The organism is Kitasatospora sp. NPDC004531, from assembly GCF_053602195.1.
Window position 1 is genome coordinate 12,567 of sequence record NZ_JBSGDD010000059.1, and the last position, 26,032, is coordinate 38,598.

Annotated in this window: 29 protein-coding genes; 14 read left to right on the forward strand and 15 right to left on the reverse strand. The window is 73.9% G+C overall.

Annotated elements, in window-relative coordinates:
* Positions 1–20 precede the first annotated feature (20 nt).
* Entirely contained in the window at positions 21–1,301 is a 1,281-nt protein-coding gene (locus ACWEMJ_RS22440; RefSeq protein ID WP_452138907.1) for an MFS transporter, read from the reverse strand.
* A gap of 249 nt (positions 1,302–1,550) precedes the next feature.
* Between ACWEMJ_RS22440 and ACWEMJ_RS22445 the strand changes: the two genes are divergently transcribed.
* Positions 1,551–2,078: a YbhB/YbcL family Raf kinase inhibitor-like protein gene (locus tag ACWEMJ_RS22445; protein ID WP_452138870.1), complete on the forward strand. Its 528-nt coding sequence runs from the start codon at positions 1,551–1,553 to the stop codon at positions 2,076–2,078.
* 126 nt (positions 2,079–2,204) lie between these two features.
* Positions 2,205–3,362 carry an alpha/beta hydrolase gene (locus ACWEMJ_RS22450; RefSeq protein WP_452138871.1) on the forward strand — a complete coding sequence of 386 codons (1,158 nt, stop codon included), beginning with the start codon at positions 2,205–2,207 and terminating at the stop codon, positions 3,360–3,362.
* A 53-nt stretch (positions 3,363–3,415) separates the two neighbouring features.
* Here ACWEMJ_RS22450 and ACWEMJ_RS22455 read toward each other — a convergent pair whose 3' ends face one another.
* Positions 3,416–4,174 (reverse strand): GntR family transcriptional regulator, encoded by a 759-nt coding sequence (locus tag ACWEMJ_RS22455; protein WP_452138872.1) that lies wholly within the window; start codon positions 4,172–4,174, stop codon positions 3,416–3,418.
* Between the two features lie 179 nt (positions 4,175–4,353).
* Here ACWEMJ_RS22455 and ACWEMJ_RS22460 point away from each other — a divergent pair, with 179 nt between their 5' ends.
* On the forward strand, positions 4,354–4,917 hold the full coding sequence (locus ACWEMJ_RS22460) for an ATP-binding protein (RefSeq protein ID WP_452138873.1): 564 nt from the start codon (positions 4,354–4,356) through the stop codon (positions 4,915–4,917).
* Between the two features lie 16 nt (positions 4,918–4,933).
* Here ACWEMJ_RS22460 and ACWEMJ_RS22465 read toward each other — a convergent pair whose 3' ends face one another.
* From ACWEMJ_RS22465 to ACWEMJ_RS22475, 3 genes are all read right to left on the reverse strand, one after another.
* On the reverse strand, positions 4,934–5,911 hold the full coding sequence (locus ACWEMJ_RS22465; protein WP_452138874.1) for an N-acetylglucosamine kinase: 978 nt from the start codon (positions 5,909–5,911) through the stop codon (positions 4,934–4,936).
* A complete protein-coding gene (locus ACWEMJ_RS22470) occupies positions 5,908–6,663 on the reverse strand; it encodes a sugar isomerase domain-containing protein (RefSeq protein ID WP_452138875.1) in 756 nt (251 codons plus the stop codon). The genes ACWEMJ_RS22465 and ACWEMJ_RS22470 overlap by 4 nt, the downstream gene beginning before the upstream one ends.
* A gap of 97 nt (positions 6,664–6,760) precedes the next feature.
* Positions 6,761–7,801, reverse strand: a complete 1,041-nt coding sequence (locus ACWEMJ_RS22475) for an SMI1/KNR4 family protein (RefSeq protein ID WP_452138876.1) — start codon at positions 7,799–7,801, stop codon at positions 6,761–6,763.
* A gap of 84 nt (positions 7,802–7,885) precedes the next feature.
* Here ACWEMJ_RS22475 and ACWEMJ_RS22480 point away from each other — a divergent pair, with 84 nt between their 5' ends.
* Entirely contained in the window at positions 7,886–8,464 is a 579-nt protein-coding gene (locus ACWEMJ_RS22480) for a DUF4291 domain-containing protein (RefSeq protein WP_452138877.1), read from the forward strand.
* A gap of 22 nt (positions 8,465–8,486) precedes the next feature.
* Here ACWEMJ_RS22480 and ACWEMJ_RS22485 read toward each other — a convergent pair whose 3' ends face one another.
* Both ACWEMJ_RS22485 and ACWEMJ_RS22490 read right to left on the reverse strand, forming a co-directional pair.
* Complete coding sequence (locus ACWEMJ_RS22485; RefSeq protein WP_452138878.1) at positions 8,487–10,136, reverse strand: RICIN domain-containing protein; 1,650 nt, start codon at positions 10,134–10,136, stop codon at positions 8,487–8,489.
* Positions 10,137–10,397: 261 nt separating this feature from the next.
* Complete coding sequence (locus ACWEMJ_RS22490; protein WP_452138879.1) at positions 10,398–10,637, reverse strand: chaplin; 240 nt, start codon at positions 10,635–10,637, stop codon at positions 10,398–10,400.
* Positions 10,638–10,890: 253 nt separating this feature from the next.
* Between ACWEMJ_RS22490 and ACWEMJ_RS22495 the strand changes: the two genes are divergently transcribed.
* From ACWEMJ_RS22495 to ACWEMJ_RS22510, 4 genes are all read left to right on the forward strand, one after another.
* Positions 10,891–11,133 (forward strand): chaplin, encoded by a 243-nt coding sequence (locus tag ACWEMJ_RS22495; RefSeq protein ID WP_452138880.1) that lies wholly within the window; start codon positions 10,891–10,893, stop codon positions 11,131–11,133.
* Positions 11,134–11,316: 183 nt separating this feature from the next.
* Positions 11,317–11,559, forward strand: coding sequence for a chaplin (locus tag ACWEMJ_RS22500; protein ID WP_452138881.1), 243 nt, complete (start codon positions 11,317–11,319; stop codon positions 11,557–11,559).
* 84 nt (positions 11,560–11,643) lie between these two features.
* Complete coding sequence (locus ACWEMJ_RS22505; protein ID WP_452138882.1) at positions 11,644–11,979, forward strand: chaplin; 336 nt, start codon at positions 11,644–11,646, stop codon at positions 11,977–11,979.
* A gap of 98 nt (positions 11,980–12,077) precedes the next feature.
* Positions 12,078–12,461, forward strand: coding sequence for a hypothetical protein (locus tag ACWEMJ_RS22510; RefSeq protein WP_452138883.1), 384 nt, complete (start codon positions 12,078–12,080; stop codon positions 12,459–12,461).
* Positions 12,462–12,533: 72 nt separating this feature from the next.
* Here the strand turns inward: ACWEMJ_RS22510 and ACWEMJ_RS22515 are convergent, their stop codons facing one another.
* The gene (locus ACWEMJ_RS22515) at positions 12,534–13,241 is read right to left on the reverse strand and encodes a hypothetical protein (RefSeq protein ID WP_452138884.1); all 708 of its coding nucleotides are present in this window, start codon (positions 13,239–13,241) and stop codon (positions 12,534–12,536) included.
* Between the two features lie 313 nt (positions 13,242–13,554).
* Here ACWEMJ_RS22515 and ACWEMJ_RS22520 point away from each other — a divergent pair, with 313 nt between their 5' ends.
* The 3 genes from ACWEMJ_RS22520 to ACWEMJ_RS22530 all read left to right on the forward strand — a co-directional run bounded on the left by ACWEMJ_RS22520 (position 13,555) and on the right by ACWEMJ_RS22530 (position 14,845).
* Positions 13,555–13,899, forward strand: coding sequence for a rodlet layer protein (locus ACWEMJ_RS22520; protein WP_452138885.1), 345 nt, complete (start codon positions 13,555–13,557; stop codon positions 13,897–13,899).
* A gap of 145 nt (positions 13,900–14,044) precedes the next feature.
* On the forward strand, positions 14,045–14,392 hold the full coding sequence (locus tag ACWEMJ_RS22525; RefSeq protein WP_452138886.1) for a rodlet layer protein: 348 nt from the start codon (positions 14,045–14,047) through the stop codon (positions 14,390–14,392).
* 195 nt (positions 14,393–14,587) lie between these two features.
* Positions 14,588–14,845, forward strand: a complete 258-nt coding sequence (locus ACWEMJ_RS22530; RefSeq protein WP_452138887.1) for a hypothetical protein — start codon at positions 14,588–14,590, stop codon at positions 14,843–14,845.
* Positions 14,846–14,919: 74 nt separating this feature from the next.
* On the opposite strand, the gene hemB is transcribed toward ACWEMJ_RS22530, so the two are convergent.
* From hemB to ACWEMJ_RS22565, 7 genes are all read right to left on the reverse strand, one after another.
* Complete coding sequence (gene hemB / locus ACWEMJ_RS22535; RefSeq protein WP_452138888.1) at positions 14,920–15,900, reverse strand: porphobilinogen synthase; 981 nt, start codon at positions 15,898–15,900, stop codon at positions 14,920–14,922.
* Positions 15,901–15,967: 67 nt separating this feature from the next.
* The gene (locus ACWEMJ_RS22540) at positions 15,968–17,587 is read right to left on the reverse strand and encodes a uroporphyrinogen-III synthase (protein WP_452138889.1); all 1,620 of its coding nucleotides are present in this window, start codon (positions 17,585–17,587) and stop codon (positions 15,968–15,970) included.
* A complete protein-coding gene (gene hemC / locus ACWEMJ_RS22545) occupies positions 17,584–18,558 on the reverse strand; it encodes a hydroxymethylbilane synthase (protein ID WP_452138890.1) in 975 nt (324 codons plus the stop codon). The genes ACWEMJ_RS22540 and hemC overlap by 4 nt, the downstream gene beginning before the upstream one ends.
* Before the next feature lie 41 nt (positions 18,559–18,599).
* Complete coding sequence (locus ACWEMJ_RS22550) at positions 18,600–19,988, reverse strand: glutamyl-tRNA reductase (RefSeq protein WP_452138891.1); 1,389 nt, start codon at positions 19,986–19,988, stop codon at positions 18,600–18,602.
* A gap of 31 nt (positions 19,989–20,019) precedes the next feature.
* Entirely contained in the window at positions 20,020–20,880 is an 861-nt protein-coding gene (locus tag ACWEMJ_RS22555; protein ID WP_452138908.1) for a redox-sensing transcriptional repressor Rex, read from the reverse strand.
* Between the two features lie 107 nt (positions 20,881–20,987).
* Positions 20,988–21,665, reverse strand: a complete 678-nt coding sequence (locus ACWEMJ_RS22560) for a 3'-5' exonuclease (protein WP_452138892.1) — start codon at positions 21,663–21,665, stop codon at positions 20,988–20,990.
* Positions 21,666–21,818: 153 nt separating this feature from the next.
* A complete protein-coding gene (locus tag ACWEMJ_RS22565; protein WP_452138893.1) occupies positions 21,819–22,097 on the reverse strand; it encodes a glutaredoxin family protein in 279 nt (92 codons plus the stop codon).
* Positions 22,098–22,196: 99 nt separating this feature from the next.
* Here ACWEMJ_RS22565 and ACWEMJ_RS22570 point away from each other — a divergent pair, with 99 nt between their 5' ends.
* The 3 genes from ACWEMJ_RS22570 (at position 22,197) to ACWEMJ_RS22580 (ending at position 26,013) form a co-directional block, all read left to right on the forward strand.
* Positions 22,197–23,135 (forward strand): HAD family hydrolase, encoded by a 939-nt coding sequence (locus tag ACWEMJ_RS22570; protein WP_452138894.1) that lies wholly within the window; start codon positions 22,197–22,199, stop codon positions 23,133–23,135.
* A 502-nt stretch (positions 23,136–23,637) separates the two neighbouring features.
* A complete protein-coding gene (locus ACWEMJ_RS22575; RefSeq protein ID WP_452138895.1) occupies positions 23,638–24,486 on the forward strand; it encodes an ECF subfamily RNA polymerase sigma factor, BldN family in 849 nt (282 codons plus the stop codon).
* A 357-nt stretch (positions 24,487–24,843) separates the two neighbouring features.
* Complete coding sequence (locus tag ACWEMJ_RS22580) at positions 24,844–26,013, forward strand: DUF5667 domain-containing protein (protein ID WP_452138896.1); 1,170 nt, start codon at positions 24,844–24,846, stop codon at positions 26,011–26,013.
* The last annotated feature ends 19 nt before the right edge of the window (positions 26,014–26,032 follow it).

The following is a 26,032-nucleotide window of genomic DNA, read 5'->3' on the forward strand; positions in this document are numbered from 1 at the left end:
ACCGCGTCCCCCGACAGGCCCTAGGCGCGGGCGCGGGGGGACAGGAGGATCAGGAGGGCGACGGGGGCGGCCAGCAGGGCGAATGCCGTGGCGTAGCCGGTGAGTTGGCCGGTGCCGAGGTAGAGGCAGGCGTTGAGGACGGCGGAGGCGAGGGCGAGGATGCCGACCTGGCCGAGGTTCTGGTTGGTCTGCATGGCGCTGCTGGTGTGGCCCTCGCGGCCGGCAGGGCTGTGGGTGAGGGAGAGGACGGTGAGGGCCGGGGAGAGCAGGCCCATGCCGATCGCGGCGATCGGCATCGCGGGGGCGGCGGTGAGGGCGGGCATGCCGGGCAGGGTGCCGAGGACGGCGAGGGTGACGGCGGCGGACATCACCAGGGCGCCGAGGGCGACCACGCGGTGGCGCGGGGTGCGGGTGAAGAGGCGGCCCTGGGCCCAGGAGCCGGCGGCCCAGGCGACGGCCGCGCCGGTGAAGGCGAGGCCGCTGACGATCGGGTTGACGTGCCGTTCGGTGATCAGCAGCAGCGGTACGTAGGCCTCCAGGGTGAAGAACGTCCCGGAGGAGAGGCCGCGCAGCAGGACGGTGGTGGGCAGGCCGCGAAGGGCGCGCCAGGTGCCGGCGGGGAGCAGGCGCGGGGCGAAGGCGATCAGCAGGGCGGCGCCGACGGCGACGAAGAGCAGGTGCCGGGCGTCCCGGCCGGAGACGCCGTACTGGCCGAGGGCGGCACCGACGCTGACCACGACGGCGACGAGCAGCGGCGGGCGGGGCGGGTGTTCGTCGAGGGTGCGCGGCAGCGCGTGGCGGCGGAGCACGGGGACGAGCAGGACGGTGGGCAGCGCGGTCAGCGCGGCCAGGCCGTAGAACACGGCGCGCCAGGACCAGAGTTCGGAGACCAGCCCGGCGATCGGCGGCCCGACCAGGGAGGGGATCACCCAGCAGGCGCTCATCAGGGCGAGCACCCGGGGCCGGAGGTGTTCGGGGTAGGCCTGTCCGATGGCGGCGTTGACGGCGACGGCGGCCATGCCGGCGGCGAGGCCGTCCAGGAAGCGTCCGGCGGCGAGTTGCCAGATCGAGGTGCTGGCGGCGGAGACCAGCAGGGTGACGACGGTGAGCACCAGGCCGGCGGCGAGCGGGTCGCGGGCTCCGGCGCGGTCCGACCAGGTGCCGCCGAGGACGCCTCCGAGCAGGCCGGCCGCCACGAAGCAGCCCGCGACCAGCGGGAACAGCGGGACGCCGTGCAGGTCGGCGGCGGCGGTCGGCAGGGTGGGCACCACGGCCAGGGCGGCGAATCCGGTCAGGAACATGAGGGCGGTGAAGCAGGCGGTGACCGCCCGGTACTCACGGGCGAAGATCCCGTCCACGGCGCGGACTCCCTCGGCGACGGCGGCAGCAACGCCCAAAGGTCTCTACCAATTCCCGTACGGCGCAAGCGAATTTCGTCGCCTGTCACCGACGATGGGTCACTCCAGGCTCCAGTCAAGGATCTTGGCGGACAAGCGGCCGCCCACTAAGGTCGCGGAGCATCCGTCGACACACCACCCACGGGGGACCTCATGTCTGCATCCGCCAGGCCACCGCTGCCGCACGCCTTCCTGCCCCCCGTCCCGACGTTCACGCTGGTCAGCGAGGAGGTGACGGACGGGGGCCGGCTGGGCGCGGAGCAGGTGTACCAGGGCGGGAACCGCTCGCCGCAGCTCAGCTGGTCCGGGTTCCCGGCGGAGACCCGGAGCTTCGCGGTGACCTGCTTCGACCCGGACGCGCCGACCGGCTGCGGGTGGTGGCACTGGCTGCTGTTCGATCTTCCGGCGACGGTGACCGAGTTGCCGCCCGGCGCGGGCAGCGGCGAGTTCCCCGGGCTACCGGCGGGCGCGGTGCACGGCCGCAACGACTACGGCACCCGGGACTTCGGCGGCGCGGCCCCGCCGCCCGGGCACGGCCCGCACCGGTACGTCTTCACCGTGCACGCGCTGGGCGTCGACTCGCTGGGCCTGGACGCGGACACCTCGGCGGCGGCGATCAGCGGCACGCTCGGGTTCCACGCGCTGGCCCGGGCGAGCGTGGTCGCCGAGTACGAGAGCTGATGCCCGGGAGCACTTGAGCTGATGCCCGGGGGCGCGCCCGACCGCCGGGGACGCCCTCTGGCCGGGCGCGGTCGAGACCTCTAGCGTGAGGAGCCGTCAGGCAGGGCCGAGCTCCGGGGGTGGACGATGATCGGGCGACGATCACTGTTGGTGGCGGCCGGGGCGGGCACCGCCGCTCTCGCGCTTCCCGGCCGGTCGGCCTCGGCCGCGCCCGCCCCGCCGATCGGGCTGCCCGGCCCGACCGGCGGCCGACCGGTCGGCACCGTCGCCCTGCACCTGGTCGACCGGGCCCGGCAGGACCCGTTCGCGCCGAGCCCCGGGCCGCGTGAGCTCATGGTCCAGCTCTGGTACCCGGCGCTCGACGCCGACGCGTACGACCGCGCGCCGTACACCACGCCGAGGGTCGCGGCGGTGCTGGAGGAGTTCCTGTCGCTGGACACCGGCACCCTCGCCGCCGTGCGCCCGACCGCGCGCGCCGGTGCGCCCGCCGTGCCCGGCGCCCTCCCGCTGCTGCTGCTGGGGCACGGGCGCAAGGGCGGGCGAAGCAACTGCACCGCGCTGGCCGAGGAGCTCGCCGCCCACGGCTACCTGGTCGCGGCCGTCGACCACACGTACGACGCCTCCGCGGTGGAGTTCCCCGACGGCCGCCTGGTGCGCAGTGTGCTGTCCGACGACCCGGCCGACTGGGGCGCCACCGAGCGCAAGGAGATCGCGACCCGGGTCGACGACCTGCGGTTTGTGGCCACCGCGCTGACGGAGCGCCGGAACCTGCCGCGCCGCCCCGGCCTGCCGCGCGCGGACGACCGGCGTATCGGCGTGCTCGGCCATTCGATGGGCGGCGCGGCGGCCGCCGAGGCGCTCCGTCAGGACAGCCGCTTCGCTGCCGGGCTCGACCTGGACGGCGGCCTGTTCGGCTCCCCGGTGCCCGAACTCGGCCTGGACCGCCCGTTCCTGCTGCTGACCTCACTGGCCGACCACGACACCTGGCAGCGCTGGCGCGACCACCAGCGCGGCTGGGGACGCCAGTTGCGCTTCCACGGCACCGGCCACCTCAGCTTCACCGACCTCCCGCACGCGGCCGTCCCGGGCGGACTGCCGCAGCACCTGCCGGCCGACACGTACGCGGCGCTGTTCGGCACGCTCGCCCCCGCCCGCACCACCGAACTCGTCCGCGGCTACACCCGGGCCCACTTCGACCACTTCCTGCGGCACCGGCCCGCACCACTGCTCGACAGCCCCTCGCCGCGCTTCCCCGAGGTCGAGTTCCGCTGGAGCCACGGCTAGCCCGCCCGCACTTGTCCACAGGCCTGTGGACAACTGCGCCCGACTGTGGGCGGTCAGGCGTCGAAGTCGTATTCGAGGATGTACGAGGACGAGTCGAGCACCATCGCGTTGAACTCCACCACCTGGCCGTCCTCGGCGAAGGCGGTGCGGTGCACCAGGAAGACCGGGGTGCCGGGGGCGAGGGCGAGGCGTTCGGCCTCGTCGCCGGCGGGCATCCGGGAGCGGATGTGCTCCTGGAAGTGCACGGGCTTGTGGCCGAGCTCGGCGAGCCGGGCGTAGGTGCCGCCGGGGCCGGTGTCGGGGTCGGTGATCCGGCTGCCCGCCACCAGCGCGGCCGGCAGGTACGACTCGGAGAGCAGCACCGGCTTGCCGTCGAGCACGAAGCGCCGGCTGCGCACGCAGGCGGACTCGCCGGCCTTCAGGCCGAGCACGGCGGCGATCTGCTCGGGCACCTCGCGCTCGTCGACGGTCAGCTGGTCCACCGTCAGGTCGCGTGGCCCTATGTCGTCCGACCAGACCGAGAAGCCGCTGCCCCAGTTCCGGCCGGACAGCCGCTGGATGCCGCGGCGCCTTATCGGCCGGAACTCCCGGACGAAGACCCCGACCCCCTTGCGGGCCTCCGCGATCCCCTCGGTCTGCAGGACGCCGAGCGCCTGGCGGGCCGTCATCCGGGCCACGCCGTACGTCACCATCAGGTCGTTCTCGCCCGGGAGTCGGTCACCGGGTCGGTAGCGGCCGGAGTCGATGTCGCGCTTGAGGTCCTCGGCGATCCGCTGGTACTTGGGCTGGGTGGCGCGGGGGTGACTGGTCATGGCGGCGGGTTTCCTTCCCCTCTCTAGACATCCTACGCACGGTGTACCCCCCGATGCATTGACATCTCTAGAGATTTCAGCTTGTCTAGAGATGCAAGAATCTGACATACCCTCATATCGGCTGCCGAGTCTCCCGTTCCACGAGCGTTCATCGAGCGATACCGCGTGAGGAGCCCGCCATGTCCGTGCACCGTCGATGGTTCTCACTGCCCCGCGAGCCCGCCACCGTCGCCACCGGACGCCGCCGGGTCCGCGCTCTCATCACCGCCTGGGGCGGCACACCACTGGACGAGGACACCCAGCTGACGGTCGATCTGGTCACCTCCGAACTGCTCGGCAACGCCGTCCGACACGCCGAAGGCCCGGCCGTCACCGTCGGCGTGCACGCCGACCCGCTGCACCACCGGGCCGTCATAGAGGTCTACGACACCTCCCCCGCCGTTCCGGTGGCCGGCCGCCCCGACCGGGAGTCCGAGTCCGGGCGCGGCATCCTGCTGATCGCCGAACTCGCCCTCGCCCACGGCGTGGTCCGCAAGCGCACCGGGAAGTGGGTGTGGGCGGAGATCGCCCTGCCGACCGGGCGGGTCGCCCGCCTGTGGTGGCCCGGCCGCGGCCGCGGCGCGCAGCGGATCCCGGGCCCCGACCGTTGCCCCGACCACGGCCCGGTCCGCCACCCGGAGGAGGGCGTCCCCCGGAAGACCCCGGCCGACCGGCTCACCACCGGCGCGATGACCTGCCACTGACGGGGCGCCCACCGGCTCAGGCGGTCAGCCGGCCGTGCAGCTCCCGCGTCCCGCACCCCAGGCTCCGGGCCGCCAGCCAGGCCGCGGCCCCGGCGCCGCTGCCGGCGGTGGAGACGACCGCGTCCGGCCAGCGGGCGGCCAGGCGCGGGCGCAGGCGCGCGGCGAGCGCGGTCCTGGACGCGAGCAGGCCACCGGCCAGCACCAGCGGCAGCGCGGAGCCGGGGTCGCGGACCAGCGCGAGGGTGTCGACCAGGTGGTCGGCGGCCCGTTCGACCAGGGCGAGCGCCACGGGGTCGCCGGCCGTCGCGTGGTCGAGCACCAGCGGGGCGAACCCGGCCAGCCGGGCCGGTCCCTGCGCGTAGGCGGCGGCGATCAGCGCGGCGCGCGGCTGCGGGCCCAGCCCGCCCGGCCCGGCCAGCGCTTCGGCGATCGCCCCGGCCAGGCCGGGCAGCCGCAGCGACGGACCGTCGTACGGCAGCGCGCGGTCCACGGCGGTGAGCGCGGCGGAGACCGCCTCGCGGCCGAGCCAGAAGCCGGAGCCGCGGTCGCCGAGCAGCCAGCCGTGGCCGTCGGCGGTGCGGCGCAGCGTGTGCTCGCGGATCTCGGCGGCGATCGCGCCGGTGCCGCTGAGCAGCAGGCTGCCGGAGGCGGCGGCGCTCCCGGCGGCGTAGCCGAGTTCGGCGTCGTCGACCATCCGCGGGGTGACGGTCAGCCCGAGGGCGGGCCAGAGCGCGAGCAGTTCGGGCGGGGCGAGCGAGTTGCCCGCGAGTCCGATCACCCCGGCCGCCACGCGCCCGGGGTCGAGCCCGGCCAGTGCGGCGCGGACGGCCCCGCCGATCTCCCGGACGGCGGCCTCCGCCCCGTGCGCGACCGGGTTGCCCCCGCCGCCGCGCGCCGTCCCGAGGATCTCGCCGTCCAGGGTGGCGACCAGTGCGCGGGTGCTGGTGCCGCCCACGTCGAGGCCGAGCACCAGGCGCTTCCGAGGGGGCGTCATGCGGTGCGGCGGATGCGGCCGGCGTACAGCGCTTCGAGCCGGTTGTTGTGCTCGTCGCCGCCGGGGATGTTCGCCGACAGGTAGACCGGCGGGACGCCGCCGCGCTCCTCGACCCGGCGGATCACCTCGGCGACGATCTGCTGGCCGAGCAGTGCGGCGGTGATCGAGGAGATGCCGCAGGCCAGGCCGCCGCCCGCCATCGGCAGCACGGCGTCGCCGAACGGGGCGCCGTTGTCCAGCACCACGTCCGCGTAGTCCCGCAGCCGCAGTCCGGACGGGTGCTTGGGCCGCACCCCGGCGGTGTGCTCGGCGGAGGTGACGACGATCAGCGGGTGGCCGTTCTCCTTGGCCAGCCGGGCGAGTTCGACCACGCAGCCGTTGACGCCGGAGTTGGACGCGAGCACGAACACGTCGGCCGGGTGCGGGTCGGTCAACTCCCAGAGCAGCGCGGCGGGTTCGGTGTCGCGCTCCAGCTCGGACCCGTCCAGGACCTCCACCGGCCGCCCGCCGAACAGCACCACGTCGCGCAGCGCGATCCGGTTGCTGGGCACCAGCCCGCCGGCCCGCCCGGCGATCTCCATCGCGAACGCCTCGGAGTGCCCGGTACCGAACGCCTGCACGATGCCGTCCGCGGCCAGCGCGTCGGCGATCAGCTCGGCGGCCCGCGCCACCTGCTCCGCCTGCGAGCCGCTGACCCGGTCGATGGCGGCATGGGCGGCGGCGACGAAGTCGGCCGCGGAGGGGCTGGGCACGGGGAACCTCCAAGTGCGCACGGTGGGACGGCTCACATGGTCGGCCCGGGCCGCCATCGCTGTCAACGACAGGACTAGACCAGTTGGGGGGTCTCGATCAAGGCTCGACCCCCGCACACTCGAACGGGTCGTCGTCCGGCTCCAGCCCCGGCAGCCCCGGCACGTCCAGCCCGCCCCGCAGCCACTCGACGAGCACCTCCACCAGACTGCCGGACAGCCGCACCTCCTCGCGGAAGTGCCGGGGACGGACCGCCACCGGCCAGGCCTCCGGGTCCGGCCCGACGGTCAGCCAGCCGAGCCGGTCGTTGTCGATGCTCCATCCGATCACCAGGAAGCCGCCCGGCTCCGGCCAGCACGGGCCGGGCCCGGACCGGCCGATCAGCTCGGGCAGCCCGGCCAGTCCACCGGGCGGGGCGAGCCGCAGCCAGTTCGACCAGTAGCCACCGCCATAGGCATCCATCAACTCCCGGTAGTCGGAGGGCAGTCGAGTGCCCAGCCGGTCGAACACCCGCTCCCAGTCACAGCCGGCCGCCGGGGGCGGCGGCACCAGCAACCGCAGCGCGGCCAGGCCCGCCGGGCCACGCAGGGCGAACTCCCTTCCGGTGGCGGTGGGTTCGCGACGCGGCGACGGAATCCCGGCGACCGGCGGATTCCAGTGCGGCGCGACCGTGGCCGGCAGCGGGCCGAGGTGACCGACCCGGTCGAGGATCACCGCCTCCAGGAAGGCGGTCAGCGTCAGCCCGGAGTCGAGCAGCGGCTCGGATCGGGTGGGGTCGCAGAGCACCACCGTCCAGCGGTCCGGCTCGGGGTCGGCGGTGTTCCACAGCAGGGACGTCCGGCCGTTCACGGTGTCGCCCCAGGGCAGCAGCCCGCCTGGTTCGGGGTGCAGCCGAAGCGGCCGGTGGCCGGCCTCGCGCAGGCCGACCCGCAGGTCGTGCTTGGTCCACGGCAGCCCCCCGAGGTACTCCCGGTCGGCCGCCCACAGCACGATCGCCCCGCCGACCACCACCGTGCCGAACCGCGTCAACTCCCAGTAGTCAGTGGGGAGTCGCACGCCCAGCCAACCCTCGACGGCCGCCCGGTCCACCGCGAACGGCACCAGCGGACGGTCGTTTTCGAGCTGGTCGAGCAGGTCCATGCCGCCGATCCTCCGACCCCTTCGAGGCCCGGGGCAAACGGAAATTCGCGCGCGGTCACGGGCCGCCCCGGACAGGATGGCGCGGTGGACGAGATACCGAAGCGGCAGATCAGAGCCCGCTACGACGACGGGACGGTGACGGTCTACCAGGCGTTCCGCCCCGGGATCGCCGACCCCGCCGCGGCCGAGGGGCGCTGGCCCGACGCCTTCCGGCACGACCGGATGACGTGGATCAAGCCGTCGTTCCGCTGGCTGATGTACCGCAGCGACTGGGCGCGCGCCGAGGGCCAGGAGCGGATCCTCGGCGTGGTGATCACCCGGCAGGGCTTCGACGCCGCACTGGAGGCGGCGGTGCTCAGCGGCTACCGGCCGGGCGTGCACGCCTCGAAGGCCGACTGGCAGCGGGAGCTGCGGCGCAGCAGTGCGCGCGTCCAGTGGGACCCGGAGCGGGACCTGCGTCTCCGCCCGCTGCCGCACCGCTCGCTGCAACTGGGCCTGAGCGGTGAGCTGGTGCGCCGCTACACCGCCGAGTGGCTGATGCGGATCGAGGATCTGACGCCGCTGGCCCGGGAGTTGCACGCCACCAGGGACGCCGCGCTGCTGCCGCCGGAGCGGCCGTACCCGGTGGCACCGGGTGCGGCCGCCCGACTGGGCGCGGGCTGACCGGGGGCCGGCCCGCTCCCGATCAGCCGTGCAGGTAGACGATGCCGAGCTTGGTCAGCTGCCAGTGCTGCGCGGCGGAGCCGTTGTCGGCGGCCAGCTGGACCAGCGAGTTGCCCTTGGCGTCGGTCTTGGCGGAGGCGGTGGCCAGCTTGGTCGGGTCCTGCGAGTCGGCCAGCTTGTAGGTGCCGTCGCCGACCGGCTGGAGGATCCAGTGCTGGTTGCCGCCGCCGTTGCAGCGCCACTGCTGGAGCTGGGTGCCGGGGGCGGTGGAGGCCCCGGCGGCGTCCAGGCACATGTCCCGGTTGCCGCTGAAGTCGAGTTCGTAGGAGCCGCCGGCCTTGATCTCGAAGACGAAGGACTGGTTCAGCCCGCCGCCGGCCGGATAGGTGATCGCGGTCCGGCCGTTGGTGGAGTCACCGTAGGTGCCGCCGCCGGAGAGGTCGAGCACCTTGCCGTCGGCCTGGTTGGTGAGCTGGTACCAGGCGCCGTCCTCGGGCGCGTCCGGGAACGGCTTGCCGGGGGTGAGCGCGGTGATCGAGGTGGTGTTCTGCTGGTTCAGCGAGCAGAACGCCTGGGCCAGCCCGGGCTGCTGGTAGAACTGCCGCAGGCAGGCCGCCTCGGCCGCGTACCCGGCGACCCGTAGGTGGTACGACTGCCGGACGTTGTTCATGCACAGGCCGGGGATGGAGATCGGGGTGTCGCAGCCGTTGCGGGTGGTCTCCGACAGGTCGATCACGTCGCCGTTGGTGTACTCGTACGGCGAGCTGGTCCACTCCGCGCAGACCTCGTGGCCGAAGGCGACCCGGCGCTGGTCGAGGTAGCGCACGCCCGGCACGGCGGAGGCGGCCTCGCGCAGCGCGTCGCTCAGCGTGGGGACGACCCAGTTGTGGCCCCAGGCGAGGTCCTCGGGGAAGGCCGGGCAGCCGTCCGCGACCTTGCCGACGTAGTCGTTGCGCCGGATGTCGGGCGTGATCGGGTTGAAGTACGACTGGTAGACCAGCTGGTAGGAGTCGTCGGAGTAGCCGGCCTTGCGCATGGTGTTGCGGATGTTGGTGAGCGCGGCCGTCACCTTCGGCTTGACCCCGGCGGCGCGCCTGGTGATCTCGGCGCTGCCGATGGTGTCCCGGCAGCCCTGGGACTGCGGGATCGGGAAGTACTGGCCGAGGCAGGACATCATGATGCCCGCGAAGTCGAAGTCGTCGTTGGCGCCGATCGTGACGACGACCATCTTCACGTCGTAGTTCGCCGCCGTCGCGGCCAGCTGGACGTCCTGCTTGGCCTCGCCGAAGTCGCCGCTGCCCGGTCCGGTGATCTTCGCCAGCTCGGGGTCGCTGACCAGGTCGCCGGTCTGCGCGCCGGAGCAGGCCAGGTCGATCGGGGTGACGCCGGGGAGCTGGGTCACGAAGATCTCGGACTTGGTGGAGCGGTGGCAGTAGTTGGTGGGGCTGTCGGTGCCGGGGACGTAGTCGTCGTTGGTGTCGGTGCCGGCGCCTTCGCCGGATATCGCGCTGTCGCCGAGGGCGACGATCGCGGCGGGCTTGCCCGCGCTGGGCGAGGCGGCCTGCGCGGTGGCCGCCGCGCCGAGGCCGGAGCCGAGGCCGAGGGCGGCCAGCAGCGCGGCGGTGGCGAGCAGGGCGGGGGGCCTGCGGCGAACCATAGGTGTCCTGGACACTCATGACTCCTTGCGAGGGTGGGGGATCGCCCGGCGGGTGCCGGACGGCGCGGAGCGTGGGGGAACCGGGCCGGAACCCGGCGAACATGAGGCAGGCTCACATGCTAGGTACTGACAGGTAACACAACAAGACTCGCGGCGCGATCCGGCCGGAGCCCGCCACGCGCGGTCAAACCCAGGACGAACAAACACAGTTGAGCCGCCGCCCGCACCACCGGAAGGGGTGCGGGCGACGGCTCGGATCCGTCAGGGGCCGCCGGATCAGCCGCCGTTGACGCAGGTGTTGCCGAACGCCGGGTTCAGCAGACCGACGATGTCGATCGAGTTGCCGCACAGGTTGATCGGGATGTGGACCGGGACCTGGATCTGGTTGCCGGACACGACGCCGGGCGAGTTGGCGGCGACGCCCTCGGCCTCACTGCTCGCCATGGCGGAACCCGCACCGGCGGCGACGATGCCCGCGACAGCGGCGCCGACCGCGGCAGCCTTCTTGATGCTCATTTGAGTCTCCTCGATAAATCAGATCTTCCAATTGCCGCGCCGGGGCTACCGGAAGGAAGCAACGGGACGTGCACTGGGCCAACGAAGCCCCGCCGGATCAGTTGCGATGCTCTTCCGACAATCACCCGTCCGGCGTAACCCAAGCATTCGGGTGAACGGCTCGAACGAACGCCGATCCCGCCCGTTTCCCCCGCCGCACTGGTTCGTTCTTCCTGGCGAAACCCGATCCACCGCAAGAAATGAGACCCGCATCATGCGCAAGCTCGCCTACGGCGCCTTCGGCTCCGCCGCTGCCGCGACCCTGCTGCTCGGTGCCGCCGGCGCGGCCGCGGCCAGCAGCGACGCCGAGGGTGTCGCCGCCAACTCGGCCGGCGTGATCTCCGGCAACCAGATCCAGATCCCCGTGCACGTCCCGGTCAACCTGTGCGGCAACACCGTCGACATCATCGCCGCGCTGAACCCGGCCTTCGGCAACACCTGCGTCAACGGGGGCTGACGCCACCCCGGCGACCGCTCCCCCGCCGTGAGGAACGGTCGCCGCGCTGCCCGGGCCGCCTGCGACACGCGGGCCCTGGGCCGCGTGAGTGACATTCACGGCACACCCCGAAAACAGCGGGCGATGATGCGATCGCCCGACACCCGACCGTCGAGGTCGGGCCGAACGTGAGGAAGAACCACCATGCGCCACATCAAGAAGGCCGCGGTCCTGTCCGTCGCCGCCGCCGGTCTGGTCCTCGGCTCGGCCGGTCTGGCCAACGCCTCCGCCGAGGCCGAGGGCGTCGCCGCCAACTCGCCCGGTGTCCTCTCCGGCAACCAGATCCAGGTCCCGATCCACGTCCCGATCAACCTGTGCGGCAACTCGATCGACATCATCGCGCTGCTGAACCCGGCGTTCGGCAACACCTGCGTCAACGGCGGCTGACCCGCCCGACGCCACACCGTGCCGCGCTGCCCCCGGGCGGCGCGGCACACCAACTGCCCGCTGTGATCTAGGAGATCAACCCTCATGCGCAACTTCAAGAAGGCCGCGGTCCTGTCCATCGCCGCCGCCGGCCTGGTCCTCGGCTCGGCCGGTCTGGCCAACGCCTCCGCCGAGGCCGAGGGCGTCGCCGCCAACTCGCCCGGTGTCCTCTCCGGCAACCAGATCCAGGTCCCGGTCCACGTCCCGATCAACCTGTGCGGCAACACGATCAACGTCATCGGCGTGCTGAACCCGGCCTTCGGCAACACCTGCGTCAACGGCGACGCCGGTGTCACGCCGCCCGCGCCGGTGCCGGTCGAGCAGCCGCCGGCCGAGGAGCCCCCGCACCACCACCACGAGCCGGTCGAGGACTGCGACTGACCGGTCCGGCCGATCGTCGATCCCGTGCAGACTGCCCCTCGGCCACCGGCCGGGGGGCAGTGCTCGTCCCCGTCCACCTCACCCCGAAGGAATGGCCGATGTCCCGGACCACCACCGGCGCGCTGGCCGCGCTCGGCACCGCGCTGCTGATCGGCGCCGCCACCGCGCAGACCGCCCACGCCGAGACCGAACAGCTCGGCGGGCTCCCGCTGCCCACCACCCACCTGCAACCCACCGACGCCCACCAGGCCCTCAGCGGCACCACCGCCGGGCTCGGCTACGCGGTCGCCCCGGTCAAGGACCTGCGGCTCGACCCGTGGGCCAACTCCTCCGCCGACCTGCTCAACAACGGCATCGCGGTGGTTCCCGACAACGGACTCGGCCCGGTCGGCACCGGCACGGTCACCTCGCCGCTGTCCGCCGGCGGCGGGGCCAAGGACCTCCCGCTGGCCGGCCAGCTGCTCGGCGCGCTGCCGATCTGAGCCGCCCCCGGCACGCCTGCGGCCCGGCCTCCGCGAGGAGAAGCCGGGCCGCCGCGCGTTCGCGCCGCCGCGTCACATCCGCGACTGGTCCAGCGCGCCGGTCAGCGTCCCCACCGGGTTCGCCTCGTCCAGCATCGAGCCGCCGATGGCCGTGGTGGTGGCGGCCAGGCCCTTCACCGACTGGGTGACGGAGATCTGGCCCTGCTCGCCGCCGAGCGAGGCCTTGGCGCCCGGCACGGCCTGCACCGGGGCGGTCACCAGGTGCGGGTCCACCTTGTCCAGGGACAGCGCGGCGTCGCTCAGCCGGCCGCTCTCGTCCTGCACGAAGGTCACCGGCTGCCCCAGGCCCACCGCCGGACCGGCCAGGTTCAGCGGGGCGGCGGGCGCGTCCAGGCCCAGGCTGCCGAGCTTCGCGCCCGGGTCCGCCTCGGGCAGCGGCAGGGTGGCGCCCAGCGACGGGCCCGACTTGCCGCCGTTGACGGCCGGCAGGATGTGGTCCGGGATCGGCTGGGTCGGGCTCTGGCCGGTGTCGGCCGGCGGCAGCAGCGGCGAGGTCGGGATGCCCCCGTGGATCTCGCCGCCGTCCGCGAGCAGCGGCAGCGGCGACCCCGCCGTGCTGAGCGGAATGCTGAACGGCACCTCCTGGGTGGCCAGTCCGTCCTCGACCGCGGCCACCTCGGCCGGCGTCGTCGGGGCCGCCTGGGCCACGCCCTGCGCCGCCGCCACGCCGGCGCCGACCGCCAGCAGCAGGGCGCCCGTGGCCCGCTTGGAGAGCTTCATGGTGTTCGCCGTTCGTTCGATGTCCGTTGATTCAGCGCGCCGGTCATTCCGTAGGTCGGTCATTCCGTATGACTTCTCGTGTCGCCAGCGGCTCGGAATGCACATCGGACGCGCGCACCCTGGCGAACGAGCCAGCTCCCGGCCGGATAGCGGCAGTTAACCCGAACGGCCCAATAATCCGATCGGCACGCAGGGAAATCGGTGATCCTCGACGAATTTTCTCCGACCCCGTAACTTTCCTGTTCGCCATTCTTTGATCCCGACGACGACGGGGCAGCACCCCTCGAACGGTATTTCAGAGAGGTATCTCCACATGCTCAAGAAGTCTTTGGCCACCGTCGGCCTGGCCGCCGCCGCGCTGGCCGCGGTGTCCACCCCCGCCGTCGCGATCGGCGACGCGGACGGTTCGGCCGCCAGCATCCAGGGCAACGGTGGCACCAACTCCAGCGGCACCTGGGGAAACCACAGCCCGAACTTCCACTTCGCCGACAACCCGAACATCTGCCTGCCGGAGATCCACAACATCGGCGTGGCAGTACTGGGCGTGGCCGTCCCGGTCGAGGTCGACGCGCTCAACAACGAGCCCAAGCAGACCTGCGTGGTCGGCCAGGGCACCGTCGGCAGCGGCGACGGCGGCGTCTCCCACCTGGTCGGCTGACGCACCGTCACCTCTCCGACGCGGAGCTCCGGTTCCGCGTCCCACGACCCGCCCGGTCCGTTCCCCCGGCCGGGCGGTGGGCCCGGCGCGAGCCACGCGCAAGGGTCGCTGCTCCACTCCATCAGATCCGAAAAGGAATGACCCCATGATCAAGAAGGCTCTCGCCGCCGTCGGCGTCGTCGCCGCCGGTCTCGCCATGTCCGCCTCCCCCGCGATGGCCATCGGCGACGCGGACGGCTCCGCCACCTCGCTCCAGGGCAACGGCGGCACCAACGCCACCGGCACCCAGGGCGACCACAGCCCGAACAACCACGTGCTGGACAACCCGAACATCTGCCTGCCGGACATCCACAACATCGGTGTCGGCGCCCTGATCGGCATCGTGGTGCCGGTCGAGGTCGACGCGCTCAACAACGGCGCCAAGCAGGTCTGCGACATCGGCCAGAACACCGCCACCGCCGGCGACGGTGGCGTCAGCCACCTGATCGGCTGATCCTCCCGGTCACAGCCGACCGCCGGGTCCGGGGCCAGCCCCGGGCCCGGCGGTTCTGTGTCTCCGGCCGTACCCCCACCCGTTCGTCCGCGGCGCGATCGGGTGATCGGAGCACCGGCGGGCGCGTGCAGCGCTCCGCCAGCCGCACCCCCGTGTTGACGTAGTGACACCACCCGACGCAGAGAGGAACTCTCCATGAAGAGCAAGCTGGGCAAGGCCGTTGTCACCTCCCTCGCCGCGCTCGCCCTGACCGGCATCGGTGCCCCGGCCTACGCGGACATCGTCGCCGGCGGCGGCGGGGGCCAGGCCTTCAGCGCCGAGGAGCCCTTCCTCGCGGAGCACGGCATGGGCTTCGCCGCGACCGACCACCTGTTCGCCGCGGGCGGCGGCTTCGAGGCGGCCACCGCGACCGAGCTCACCGAGGGCGGCGGCGGCGTGGCCGCCATCGGCTGACCCCTTCTCGACGGCGAAGGGCGCGGAACCGGTTCACGGTTCCGCGCCCTTCGGGTGTGTCCGGGGGCGTCCGGTCAGCGCAGCAGGCCCGCGGCCTCGGTGGCCCAGTAGGTGAGGATCTGCTCGGCGCCGGCCCGGCGGATCGAGGTGAGGGTCTCCAGGATGGTCCGCTCGCGGTCGATCCAGCCGTTGGCGGCGGCCGCCTCGACCATCGAGTACTCGCCGGAGACCTGGTAGGCGGAGACCGGCACCGGGGAGGCGTCGGCGACCTGCCGCAGGATGTCCAGGTAGGCCATGGCGGGCTTGACCATCACCATGTCGGCGCCCTCGGCGAGGTCCTGCTGCAGCTCGCGCAGCGACTCGCGGGCGTTGGCCGGGTCCTGCTGGTAGGTCTTGCGGTCGCCCTTCAGCGAGGAGCCGACGGCCTCCCGGAACGGGCCGAAGAACGCGGAGGCGTACTTCGCGGTGTAGGCGAGGATGCCGACGTCCTGGTGGCCGGCCCCGTCCAGGGCGCGGCGGATCACCGCGACCTGGCCGTCCATCATCCCGGACGGGCCGACCAGGTGGACGCCCGCGTCGGCCTGCACCACGGCCATCTCGGCGTAGCGCTCCAGGGTGGCGTCGTTGTCGACCGAGCCGTCCGCGGCGAGCACGCCGCAGTGGCCGTGGTCGGTGTACTCGTCCAGGCACAGGTCGGACATCACCACCAGGGCGTCGCCGACCTCGGAGACCACGTCGCGGATGGCGACCTGCAGGATGCCCTCGGGGTTGGTGCCCTCGGAGCCGACCGCGTCCTGCACCTCGGGGACGCCGAACAGCATGATGCCGCCGACGCCCGCCTCGGCGGCCTCGACGGCGGCCCGGCGCAGGGTGTCGCGGGTGTGCTGGACGACGCCCGGCATCGCGGTGATCGGCTTCGGCTCGGTGATGCCCTCGCGGACGAACGCCGGGAGGATCAGCTCGGCCGGGTGCAGCCGGGTCTCGGCGACCAGGCGGCGCATCGCGGGGGTGGAGCGCAGGCGGCGCGGGCGGACGGACGGGAATTCGGCGGACACTTCGAAGGCTCCCTGAGTCACAAAAAGGGTGTCGGGGGGAGGCCCGGGGCCTCCCCCCGACGGAGGGTCAGCGCGCCTTGCGGCGCGAACCGGGGCGGCGTTCGCTCGGCCGGTAGACCGGCTCGCCCGCCGCGGTGGCGGCGTCCCGGCGGTTGGCCCCGAAGTCGGCCAGCGCCTGGGCGAGCGCGGACGCGGACGGGGCCGGGGCCATCACGTCGACCCGCAGGCCGTGCTCCTCCGCCGTCTTGGCGGTGGCCGGGCCGATGCAGGCGATGACGGTCACGTTGTGCGGCTTGCCGGCGATGCCGACCAGGTTGCGGACGGTCGAGGACGAGGTGAACAGCACCGCGTCGAAGCCGCCGCCCTTGATCGCCTCGCGGGTCTCGGCCGGCGGCGGCGAGGCGCGCACCGTCCGGTACGCCGTCACGTCGTCGACCTCCCAGCCGAGCTCGACCAGGCCGGCCACCAGGGTCTCGGTGGCGATGTCGGCGCGCGGCAGCAGCACCCGGTCGATCGGGTCGAACACCGGGTCGTACGGCGGCCAGTCCTCCAGCAGGCCGGCCGCGGACTGCTCGCCGGACGGCACCAGGTCGGGCTTGACGCCGAAGTCGACCAGCGCCTGCGCGGTGGTCTCGCCGACCGCCGCGACCTTGATGCCGGCGAACGCGCGGGCGTCCAGGCCGTACTCCTCGAACTTCTCCCGGACGGCCTTGACGGCGTTCACCGAGGTGAACGCGATCCACTCGTAGCGGCCGGTGACCAGGCCCTTGATCGCGCGTTCCATCTGCTGCGGGGTGCGCGGCGGCTCGACCGCGATGGTCGGCACCTCCTGCGGCACCGCGCCGTAGGAGCGCAGCTGCTCGGACAGGCCGTGGGCCTGCTCCTTGGTGCGCGGGACGAGGACGTTCCAGCCGAACAGCGGCTTGGTCTCGAACCAGGAGTGCGAGGCCCGGTGGGCGACCTGCTCGCCCACCACGGCTATCACCGAGGTCGCCGGGTCCACCGGGGCGGAGACCGGCGAGGGCAGCACCCGGGCGGCCTTCAGGTCGGCGGCGATCGCCGACAGGGTGGAGGTGAAGGTGCGCTGCCGGGTGGTGGTGCCGGACAGCGTCGCGGACAGCGCCGCGTCGGGCTTGCGGCCGTGCGCCACCAGGGCGTTCGCGGTCGCGGGCAGCTGGCCCAGGGTGGTGCGCACCACCAGGGTGGTCTCGGGCATGCCGAGGTCGACCAGCTGGCCGCCGAGCAGCGCCTCGCCGTCCACGAAGCGGACGTCGGCGCCCTGGTCGCCGCGGAGCGGCACGCCGGCGTAGGCGGGCACGCCCACCGACTGGGCGACGCCGGGGACGACCTCGAACGGGACGCCGGCCTTGGCGCAGCGCAGCATCTCCTGGGCGGCGCAGCCGTCCAGGCCGGGGTCGCCGTCGACGGTGCGGACCAGGTGGCGGCCGGCCTTGACGGCGTCGGCGGCGAGGTCGCACAGCTCCTTGCCGGCTTCGGCCGGGTCGATCACCTGGACGCCGCTGGGGCAGTGGGTGCGGACCGCGGCGGCGGTCAGCGGGTCGGCGATCAGCACGTCGGCGGTGCTGAGGACGTCGACGGCGCGCAGGGTGAGCAGTCCGGGGTCGCCGGGGCCGGCGCCGAGGAAGGTGCAGCGCCCTGCGGGCGGGTGGAATCCGGCGGCGGTCATCGGGCGCGCTCCCCCATCAGGTTGGCCGCTCCGGTGTCGAGCAGCCGGGTGGCCAGGGCGCGGCCCAGGGCCGCGGCCTGCTCCTCGGCGTTCTCGTCGGGGACGAGCGGGCCGTTGGCGGACATCTTGAGCAGTTCGGCGCCGTCGGTGGTGCCGACCACGCCGTCGAGGCGCAGTTCGGTGCCGGCCCAGGTGGCCAGCGCGGCGACCGGCGCGGAGCAGCCGGCCTCCAGGGTGGCCAGCAGGGCGCGTTCGGCGATCACGGCGGCCCGGGTGGGGGCGTGGTCGAGCCGGGACAGCACGGCGGCCAGGGTCGGGTCGACGCACTCGACGGCGAGCGCGCCCTGCCCGGGGGCGGGGAGCATCAGCTCGGGGTCGAGGTGTTCGGTGATCTCGGTGTGGCGGCCGAGCCGGTTGAGGCCGGCGGTGGCGAGCACCACGGCGTCGAGTTCGCCGGAGGTGACGTAGTTGATGCGGGTGTCGACGTTGCCGCGGATGGCGACGGTCTCCAGGCCGGCGTCGTGCGCCCGGGCCCAGGCGTTGAGCTGGGCCATCCGGCGCGGGGAGCCGGTGCCTATCCGGACGGTGCGGCCGTCGGCCTTGCCGACCAGTTCGGCCAGGGTGAGGCCGTCGCGGGCGACCAGGGCGTCGCGGACGTCCTCGCGTTCGGGGACGGCGGCCAGCAGCAGCCCGGCGGGGGCGGCGGTGGGCAGGTCCTTGAGCGAGTGGACGGCCAGGTCGATGCGGCCCTCCAGCAGGGCGTCGCGCAGGGCGGAGACGAACACTCCGGTGCCGCCGATCTGCGCCAGCGACTCCCGGGAGACGTCCCCGTAGGTGGTGATCTCGACCAGCTCCACCCGGCGGCCGGTGATCTTGGCCACCTCCTCGGCGACCATGCCCGACTGGGCCATGGCGAGGGCGCTGCGGCGGGTACCGAGGCGCAGCGGCGTCACTGTCTCTGGACCATTCATGAGGTGATCGTCCTGGTCGTGCTGGGGGGCTGAGGGGGTGTTCATCTGGGGGCTCCGGCGGGCGGGGCGACGGCGGCGGCCTGGGCGGCGGGGATGCCGCCGGCCGGGATCGAGGCCCCGGCCCGGTCGCCGACGGGGGTGCCGGAGACAGCGTGCACTGCTGCGGGGTCCAAGTCGAACAGTTCGCGCAGGGCTTCCGCGTAGGAGGCTCCGCCGGGTTCGGCGGCGAGCTGCTTGACCTTGACGGTCGGGGCGTGCAGCAGTTTGTCGACCACCCGGCGGACGGTCTGCGAGATCTCCGCGCTGGAGCGCTCGTCGAGGTCGGGCAGCCGGGAGGTGAGTCGGGCGAGTTCGCTGCGGACCACTTCGGAGGCCATGGCGCGCAGGGCGACCACGGTGGGGGCGATCCGGGCGGCGCGCTGGGCCTGGCCGAAGGCGTCGACCTCGTCGCCGACGATGGTGGAGACGGCGTCCACGTCGCCGGCGCCGGGGGTGGCGGCGTGGGCGTGGGAGAGGCTCTCCAGGTCGACCAGCAGGGCGCCGTCGAGCGCGTGCACGGCGTGGTCGACGTCGCGGGGCATGGCGAGGTCGAGGAAGGCGAGCGGCTGGTCGGCGTCGCGGGCGGCGACGGCGGCGGCGACCTGGGCGGCGTCGATGACGGTGCCGGCCGCGCCGGTGCAGGAGATCACCAGGTCGACGTCGGCGAGGGCCTGCGGGACCTTGGCGAGGTCCAGGGTGCGGGCGGTGCCGCCGAGGATCTCGACCAGGCGTTCGGCGCGGGCCGGGGTGCGATTGGCGATCTGCAGGTCGGTGACGCCGGAGCGGACCAGGGTGGCGGCGGCCAGCGAGCTCATCGAGCCGGCGCCGACGACCAGGGCGCGCTTGCCGGCGACGGGGCCGGCGCCGAGGGCGACCTGCTCCAGGCCGAAGGTGACCAGGGACTGGCCGGCCTTGTCGATGCCGGTCTCGCTGTGCGCCCGCTTGCCGACCCGCAGGGCCTGCTGGAACAGCTCGTTGAGGCCGCGGCCGGCGGTGTGCTCGTCCTGGGCGGTGGCGAGGGCGTCGCGGAGCTGGCCGAGGATCTGGCCCTCGCCGACGACCATCGAGTCCAGGCCGCAGGCCACCGAGAAGAGGTGGTGGACGGCGCGGTCCTCGTAGTGCACGTACAGGTGCGGGGTGAGTTCGTCGAGGTCGACGCCGCTGTGCCCGGCGAGCAGTTGGGACAGCTCGGCGACGCCGGCGTGGAACTTGTCCACGTCGGCGTACAGCTCGATCCGGTTGCAGGTGTTGACCAGCGCGGCTTCGGCGACGGTCGCCGAGGCGGCGGCGTCGTGCAGCAGGCGGGTCGGGGTGTCGCCGGTGAGGGCGGCGCGCTCCAGTACGCCGACCGGCGCGGTCCGGTGGCTCAGACCGACTACCAGAAGACTCATGCCCCCACCTCGTCGTGACGGATGTTCGTGCTCACGCCGGCATCACCGCGGACAGGTCGTCCTCGGGGCCCTTGGCGGCCGGGGTGTTCTTCGCCTGCTCGGCGGCCGCCTTGCCGCCGCCGGCGGCGCGGCGCAGCTTGGCGGCGGCGGCGCGGACCGGCCCGGGGGCGCGGTCGAGCACGGAGTCGCCGGCGGGTTCGTCGCCTGCCTTGCGCTGCTCGTGGAAGGCGAGGATCTGCAGTTCGATCGAGAGGTCGACCTTGCGCACGTCGACGCCGTCCGGGACGGTCAGCACGGTGGGGGCGAAGTTGAGGATGCTGGTGACGCCGGCCTCGACCAGGCGGTCGCAGACCTGCTGGGCGGCGCCGGGCGGGGTGGTGATGACGCCGATGGAGACGTGCTGGGCGGCGACGATGTCCTCCAGCTCGTCCATGTGCCGCACCGGCAGGCCGGCGGCGGTGCTGCCGACCACGTTGGGGTCGGCGTCCAGCAGGGCGGCCACCCGGAACCCGCGGGAGGCGAAGCCGCCGTAGTTGGCGAGTGCGTGGCCGAGGTTGCCGATGCCGACGATGACGACCGGCCAGTCCTGGGTGAGGCCGAGCTCGCGGGAGATCTGGTAGACGAGGTACTCCACGTCGTAGCCGACGCCGCGGGTGCCGTAGGACCCGAGGTAGGAGAAGTCCTTGCGGAGCTTGGCGGAGTTGACGCCGGCCGCGGCGGCCAGCTCCTCGGAGGAGACGGTCGGCACGGAACGCTCGGACAGCGCGGTCAGCGCCCGCAGGTAGAGCGGGAGGCGGGCCACCGTCGCCTCCGGAATTCCCCGCGCACGCGAGGTCCGGCGCGCGGCGCCCGGGTCGGGCGTCTGCGAACTGCTGGGTGAGGGTCGGCCGATTGCCACGTTGCTCCTGTGGGTGAAGCTGGGCTTGGACCGCCAGGCTATGCGTTTGTGAACGTGTGCACAAAGATGGTGTCCGATTTGTCCCCGAACAGTGACACGCATCACTCGTAACCCGCCACGCCGACCAGCGGACGCGACCCTTCCACTCCGGCGGGCCACGGACCCAGCGGGGCCCACCGGCGCAGCACCCGGACCTGGCCCTGGGGACGGCCCGAACGGGCGGGCGCCAGCCTCGGCCACGGCACCGGGGCGACCGCCGGGACGGGCTCGTCCAGCGGGACGCCGGTCCGCAGGCAGTGCCGCAGCAGCTCCACGGTGGCCTGCGCGTCGCCGAGCGCGGTGTGCGCCGGGAACCAGCCGAGACCGGCCGCCTCCACGCACGCGGACAGCCCGAAGCCGCCCGCCTGCGGCAGCAGCCGGCGGGCCAGCCGCATCGTGCACAGCGCCGGCAGTGCGGGCAGCACCACGCCGATCCGCGCGAACTCCCGCTCCAGGAACGCCCGGTCGCAGGTCACGTGGTGCCCGACCAGCACCCGGTCGGCCAGCAGCTCCAGCAGCCGCGGCGCGATCTGCCGGAACCGGGGTGCGCCGACCACGTCCTCCTGCGCTATCCGGTGCACGTGCGTCGGCCCGACCGGCCCGGCCGGGTCCAGCAGCGTGGCGAACTCCCGCTCGGTGCGCAGGGCGGCGTCCAGCTGCACCACGGCGACCTCGACCACCCGGTGGCGCCAGGGGCTACGACCGGTGGCCTCGACGTCGACGACGGCATAGCCGTTCATCGCGCCCTCCTCTTGCACAGCCCCCGGCGGACACGGAAAGACGTTCGATGGTAAGCCGGGAGGCCGTGGAACTCCTAGGCCCGGGCGCGTCGAACGTCCACGAAGGATCCGCCGCCGAAGGCCGGTGCGAGGAGGGTCACACCGGGTGCGCGGTCAGCTCAGCGCCTTGCGCAGCCGCTGCTCGTCCACCCGCCAGAAGTCGTGCTGGCGGCCGTCGATCAGGGTCACCGGGATCTGCTCGGCGTACTGCTCGTACAGTGCCGGGTCCTGCAGGATGTCCTTCTCCTCGAAGCCGGTGCCGAGCTCGCCGACCACCTTGAGGATCACCGCCCGGGCGTCCTCGCACAGGTGGCAGCCGGGCTTGCCGATCAGCGTCACGGTGATGTCGGCCGGGTTCTTCTTCGCACGTCGCAGCAGGCTCACCCGAGCCATTGTGCCGCCGCTCACGGAGCGGGCCGGGACGCCCCCCGTTCACCGTCGCGGCACTCCTCGGACACGGGCCGGGGCGGCCCGGCTGACTATGCTCGTCGCATGGCAGCGCTGCGAAGGCTCACCCGGTCGAGGCGTTCCACCGACGAACGGACCGCCCTGGCGGGCGAGGCCGCGGCCGACGCCGCCCAGGAACAGCTCGCCCCCGCCGGCCCGGAACCGGACCGCCCCAGGACCCCCGAGGGGGACCACACCCCGGTGCCCGGGGACGTCCGGGCGGCCGCGTTCTTCGACTGCGACAACACCATCCTGCGCGGCGCCGCGATCTTCTACCTCGGCGTCGGGCTGTACCGGCGGCGCTTCTTCACCCGCCGCGACCTGGCCAGGTTCGCCTGGCAGCAGGCCGCCTTCCGGCTGCGCGGCGCGGAGAACCCCGACCACATCGCCGACGCCCGCGACAGCGCGCTCGGCCTGGTCGCCGGCAAGCGCACCGCCGACCTGGAACGGATCTGCGAGGAGATCTTCGAACCCGTCCTGGCCGAGAAGGTCTGGCCCGGCACCCGCGCGCTGGTCCAGATGCACCTGGACGCCGGGCAGCGGGTCTGGCTGGTCACCGCCGCCCCGCAGGAGGTCGCCCGGCTGATCGCCCGCCGGCTCGGCATGACCGGCGCCCTCGGCACCGTCGCCGAGACCCGGGACGGCGAGTACACCGGCAAGCTGGTCGGCGGCATGCTGCACGGACCCGCCAAGGCCGCCGCCGTGCAGGCGCTGGCCCGCCGCGAGCACCTCGACCTGGCGCGCTGCGCCGCGTTCAGCGACTCCGCCAACGACATCCCGATGCTCAGCCTGGTCGGCCACCCGTACGTGATCAACCCGGACGCGGCGCTGCGCCGGCACGCCCGGGCGATGGGCTGGCGGGTGCGGGACTTCCGCACCGGGCGCCGGGCCGCCCGGATCGGCATCCCCGCCGCTGCCGCGCTCGGCGTCGCCGCGGGCGCGGCCGCCGCCGCGGTGGCGATGCGCCGTCGTCAGCGCGCCTGATCGGACGTCACCCGGGACATCCTTGACCGGGCGTCACCCGGGACACCCTTGACCGGGCGTCAATCCGAGGCCGCCGACACGCCCCCGTGCGGGTGGTCCGGGCCCGCCCCGGCGCCCGCCCGCGCGCCCTTCCGGCCGTGCGGGGACCGGCTTGCACGCCGTGACCGGAACTGATCGTTCGACAGTCCGCCAAAGTCGTGGGTTGAGAACGCTCCGACCGGGGAAACCCCGGCCTTCCGCCACCGATCGGTCACCCGGTGCGCACAACTGGTCGCGTTGAGTCGGAGAAATGGTGTCAACTCCGGTCAGCGGCAGACGAATATGCGCAACAAGTGGACCTTGTTCGACCACTTCGACCACGCGGTGTAGCTGTCATTGCACAAAGCGTTATTCTCTCCTGGATGCACGCCACCCCGAAACGTCCCCGTGACGGGTGGTCAATGCGGCGTGCTCTCCGCACAGGCGGAGGTGATCCGTCCACTGTTCTGCCTCTGGGAGTCCCGTGTACCCACCCGTCCGGAACGACGCGCCAGCCACCTCCCGCCCGTCGACCGCCGGCCTGCGCCGCGGTGTGCGCCTGGAGCGACTGTGGGCCGCGATCCGCGAGTTCGAACTGCTGGTCCCGGAACCGGCGGTGGCCGGCCCCGCGTTCAGCGCGCCCGCTCCCGCCGCGTTCGCCGCGCCCCTGCTGCGCTCCACCGCCGCCGGCAACCCCGCCGCCGCGCCGCGCAGCCGGACCGTCCCCTCCCCCGGCACCCGCGGCCGCACCCGCACCGCGCCCGCCGGGCCCGGCTACGACACCGAGCACAACCCCGTCGTCGAGCTGGTCGAACGCGCGCAGAACGGCGAGAGCGAGGCCTTCGGCCGGCTCTACGACCACTACGCCGACACCGTCTACCGGTACATCTACTACCGGGTCGGCAGCCGGGCCACCGCCGAGGACCTCACCAGCGAGACGTTCCTGCGCGCGCTGCGCCGGATCGGCACCTTCACCTGGCAGGGCCGCGACTTCGGGGCCTGGCTGGTCACCATCGCCCGCAACCTGGTGGCCGACCACTTCAAGTCCAGCCGGTTCCGGCTGGAGGTCACCACCGGCGAGATGCTCGACTCCAACGAGTGCGAGCGCAGCCCCGAGGAGTCGGTGCTGGAGTCGCTCTCCAACGCCGCCCTGCTGGACGCGGTGCGCCGGCTCAACCCGCAGCAGCAGGAGTGCGTCACGCTCCGTTTCCTACAAGGGCTTTCGGTCGCCGAGACGGCCCGCATCATGGGCAAGAACGAGGGCGCCATCAAGACGCTGCAGTACCGGGCGGTGCGCACACTGGCCCGCCTGCTGCCGCCCGACGCCCGGTGAACCGCCGCCCGTGGACCCGACCGGCGCCCCGCTCCACCGCCCACCGCCGGCGCGCCGGTCGGGAGCGCGCCCGGGCGCGGCGCGGCGCCCACGGCGCGGGACGCGGATTGACGCGCCGTCAATCGCCGCCTGGCGCTTGCCCGTCCGGGTGAGGGGGCGGTCATCTGCTCTGCTTAATACGCCAGGGGGGTCGTGCGTAACCGCCTCCCGACACCGCTCGTTGGCCAGCGTGCAACCCGCCACCGGGCCCGCAGTCAAGTGGGATCTCGAACTGTCACCCGATGGTGCGGTTTCGGCCTGTCGGGACAACCAACCGGCGGGCCACGGTGTCGAAAACGACGAAGGGAGGTGTGGCCCGTGACGGCAAACGTGCTGGAGCACCGGCGGGCGAAGTCCTTCGCCGAGGCGCTGGAGGCCCACCAGAGTGACCAACGGAGCAGCGGCGCGCACCGGGCCGGCTCCGCCGCCATGACCGAGCTGCTCGCCACGGCCGACGCCCTCGGCGCGCTCCCCGCCCCCGAGCTGCCCGCCGAGACGCGGACCGTCCAACGCGCCCGGCTGATGGCCGCGTTCGAGCAGCAGTGGGCCGACGGCGCCCCCACGGCGGTCCTCCCCGTCCAGCGCGGCAGGCGCACCCGCCGCACCCGCTGGGGCCGCCGCCTGGCCATCGGCGGCCTGGTCGCGGGCGTCGCCGTCGGCTCCCTCGGCGGGGTCGCCGCCGCCTCCACCGGCGCCCTGCCCGGGGACGCGCTGTACGGCATGAAGCGCGGCCTGGAAGGGCTGCGCTTCGACCTGGCCGGCAGCGACTCCGAGCGCGGCGCGCTGCTCCTCCAGCAGGCCTCCACCCGGCTCGACGAGGCGCAGTCCCTGGTCGGCCGGGCGGATCCGGGCAGCACGCTCAGCCCCGCCACGGTCGACCAGGTCCGCCGCGCCCTGGACGACATGCACGCCGAGGCGCTGCGCGGCCGCGACCTGCTGCGCGCGGTCTACCGCTCCAACGGCTCGCTCGCCCCGATGCGCCAACTCGCCGGCTTCGCCGGGCAGGACGAGCGCTGGTCGGCCCTGCAGTCGCGGCTGCCGTCCGGTCTGGCCGGCCAGGCCGACAAGGTGGACCGCCTGTTCAGCGACATAAGCGAGGACGTCGCGCCCCTGCGGCTGGTGCAGCCCGCCGGCGGGAGCAGCGACGGCAGCGGAGCCGCCGGCGGCACCGGCGGCCCGGGCGCCGGTGCCGGGGCGGGCCAGCAGCCCGCCGGCGGCACGGCGGGCGCCGTGGGCGGCGCCGGCCACGACCCGGCCGGCGGGGCGTCCGGGCGGGCCAGCGCCTCGCCCAGCCCGTCCGCCAAGCCCGGTCTGGGCGGCCTGCTGGACGGCCTCACCGGCTCCACGCCCACGCCGGCCACCCCGCCGGCCCAGGGCGGCGCGGCCCCGGCCCCGTCGACCTCCCCGGCCGCGCCCGCGGACGGCGGCCAGGGTCTCAACCTGCCGCCGCTGCTGCCGGGGATCCTGCCCGGGCTCAGCCTCAGCTGAGCGCACCGCCCGCCTCGCG

What these genes read in the sequence shown, in the direction of transcription:
- ACWEMJ_RS22440 (WP_452138907.1), bottom strand. Translation starts at nt 1,301, where the DNA reads ATGTTCCTGACCGGATTCGCCGCCCTGGCCGTGGTGCCCACCCTGCCG.
- ACWEMJ_RS22445 (WP_452138870.1), top strand. Translation starts at nt 1,551, where the DNA reads ATGTCTGCATCCGCCAGGCCACCGCTGCCGCACGCCTTCCTGCCCCCC.
- ACWEMJ_RS22450 (WP_452138871.1), top strand. Translation starts at nt 2,205, where the DNA reads ATGATCGGGCGACGATCACTGTTGGTGGCGGCCGGGGCGGGCACCGCC.
- ACWEMJ_RS22455 (WP_452138872.1), bottom strand. Translation starts at nt 4,174, where the DNA reads ATGACCAGTCACCCCCGCGCCACCCAGCCCAAGTACCAGCGGATCGCC.
- ACWEMJ_RS22460 (WP_452138873.1), top strand. Translation starts at nt 4,354, where the DNA reads ATGTCCGTGCACCGTCGATGGTTCTCACTGCCCCGCGAGCCCGCCACC.
- ACWEMJ_RS22465 (WP_452138874.1), bottom strand. Translation starts at nt 5,911, where the DNA reads ATGACGCCCCCTCGGAAGCGCCTGGTGCTCGGCCTCGACGTGGGCGGC.
- ACWEMJ_RS22475 (WP_452138876.1), bottom strand. Translation starts at nt 7,801, where the DNA reads ATGGACCTGCTCGACCAGCTCGAAAACGACCGTCCGCTGGTGCCGTTC.
- ACWEMJ_RS22490 (WP_452138879.1), bottom strand. Translation starts at nt 10,637, where the DNA reads ATGAGCATCAAGAAGGCTGCCGCGGTCGGCGCCGCTGTCGCGGGCATC.
- ACWEMJ_RS22495 (WP_452138880.1), top strand. Translation starts at nt 10,891, where the DNA reads ATGCGCAAGCTCGCCTACGGCGCCTTCGGCTCCGCCGCTGCCGCGACC.
- ACWEMJ_RS22500 (WP_452138881.1), top strand. Translation starts at nt 11,317, where the DNA reads ATGCGCCACATCAAGAAGGCCGCGGTCCTGTCCGTCGCCGCCGCCGGT.
- ACWEMJ_RS22505 (WP_452138882.1), top strand. Translation starts at nt 11,644, where the DNA reads ATGCGCAACTTCAAGAAGGCCGCGGTCCTGTCCATCGCCGCCGCCGGC.
- ACWEMJ_RS22510 (WP_452138883.1), top strand. Translation starts at nt 12,078, where the DNA reads ATGTCCCGGACCACCACCGGCGCGCTGGCCGCGCTCGGCACCGCGCTG.
- ACWEMJ_RS22515 (WP_452138884.1), bottom strand. Translation starts at nt 13,241, where the DNA reads ATGAAGCTCTCCAAGCGGGCCACGGGCGCCCTGCTGCTGGCGGTCGGC.
- ACWEMJ_RS22520 (WP_452138885.1), top strand. Translation starts at nt 13,555, where the DNA reads ATGCTCAAGAAGTCTTTGGCCACCGTCGGCCTGGCCGCCGCCGCGCTG.
- ACWEMJ_RS22525 (WP_452138886.1), top strand. Translation starts at nt 14,045, where the DNA reads ATGATCAAGAAGGCTCTCGCCGCCGTCGGCGTCGTCGCCGCCGGTCTC.
- ACWEMJ_RS22530 (WP_452138887.1), top strand. Translation starts at nt 14,588, where the DNA reads ATGAAGAGCAAGCTGGGCAAGGCCGTTGTCACCTCCCTCGCCGCGCTC.
- ACWEMJ_RS22540 (WP_452138889.1), bottom strand. Translation starts at nt 17,587, where the DNA reads ATGACCGCCGCCGGATTCCACCCGCCCGCAGGGCGCTGCACCTTCCTC.
- hemC (WP_452138890.1), bottom strand. Translation starts at nt 18,558, where the DNA reads ATGAATGGTCCAGAGACAGTGACGCCGCTGCGCCTCGGTACCCGCCGC.
- ACWEMJ_RS22550 (WP_452138891.1), bottom strand. Translation starts at nt 19,988, where the DNA reads ATGAGTCTTCTGGTAGTCGGTCTGAGCCACCGGACCGCGCCGGTCGGC.
- ACWEMJ_RS22560 (WP_452138892.1), bottom strand. Translation starts at nt 21,665, where the DNA reads ATGAACGGCTATGCCGTCGTCGACGTCGAGGCCACCGGTCGTAGCCCC.
- ACWEMJ_RS22565 (WP_452138893.1), bottom strand. Translation starts at nt 22,097, where the DNA reads ATGGCTCGGGTGAGCCTGCTGCGACGTGCGAAGAAGAACCCGGCCGAC.
- ACWEMJ_RS22570 (WP_452138894.1), top strand. Translation starts at nt 22,197, where the DNA reads ATGGCAGCGCTGCGAAGGCTCACCCGGTCGAGGCGTTCCACCGACGAA.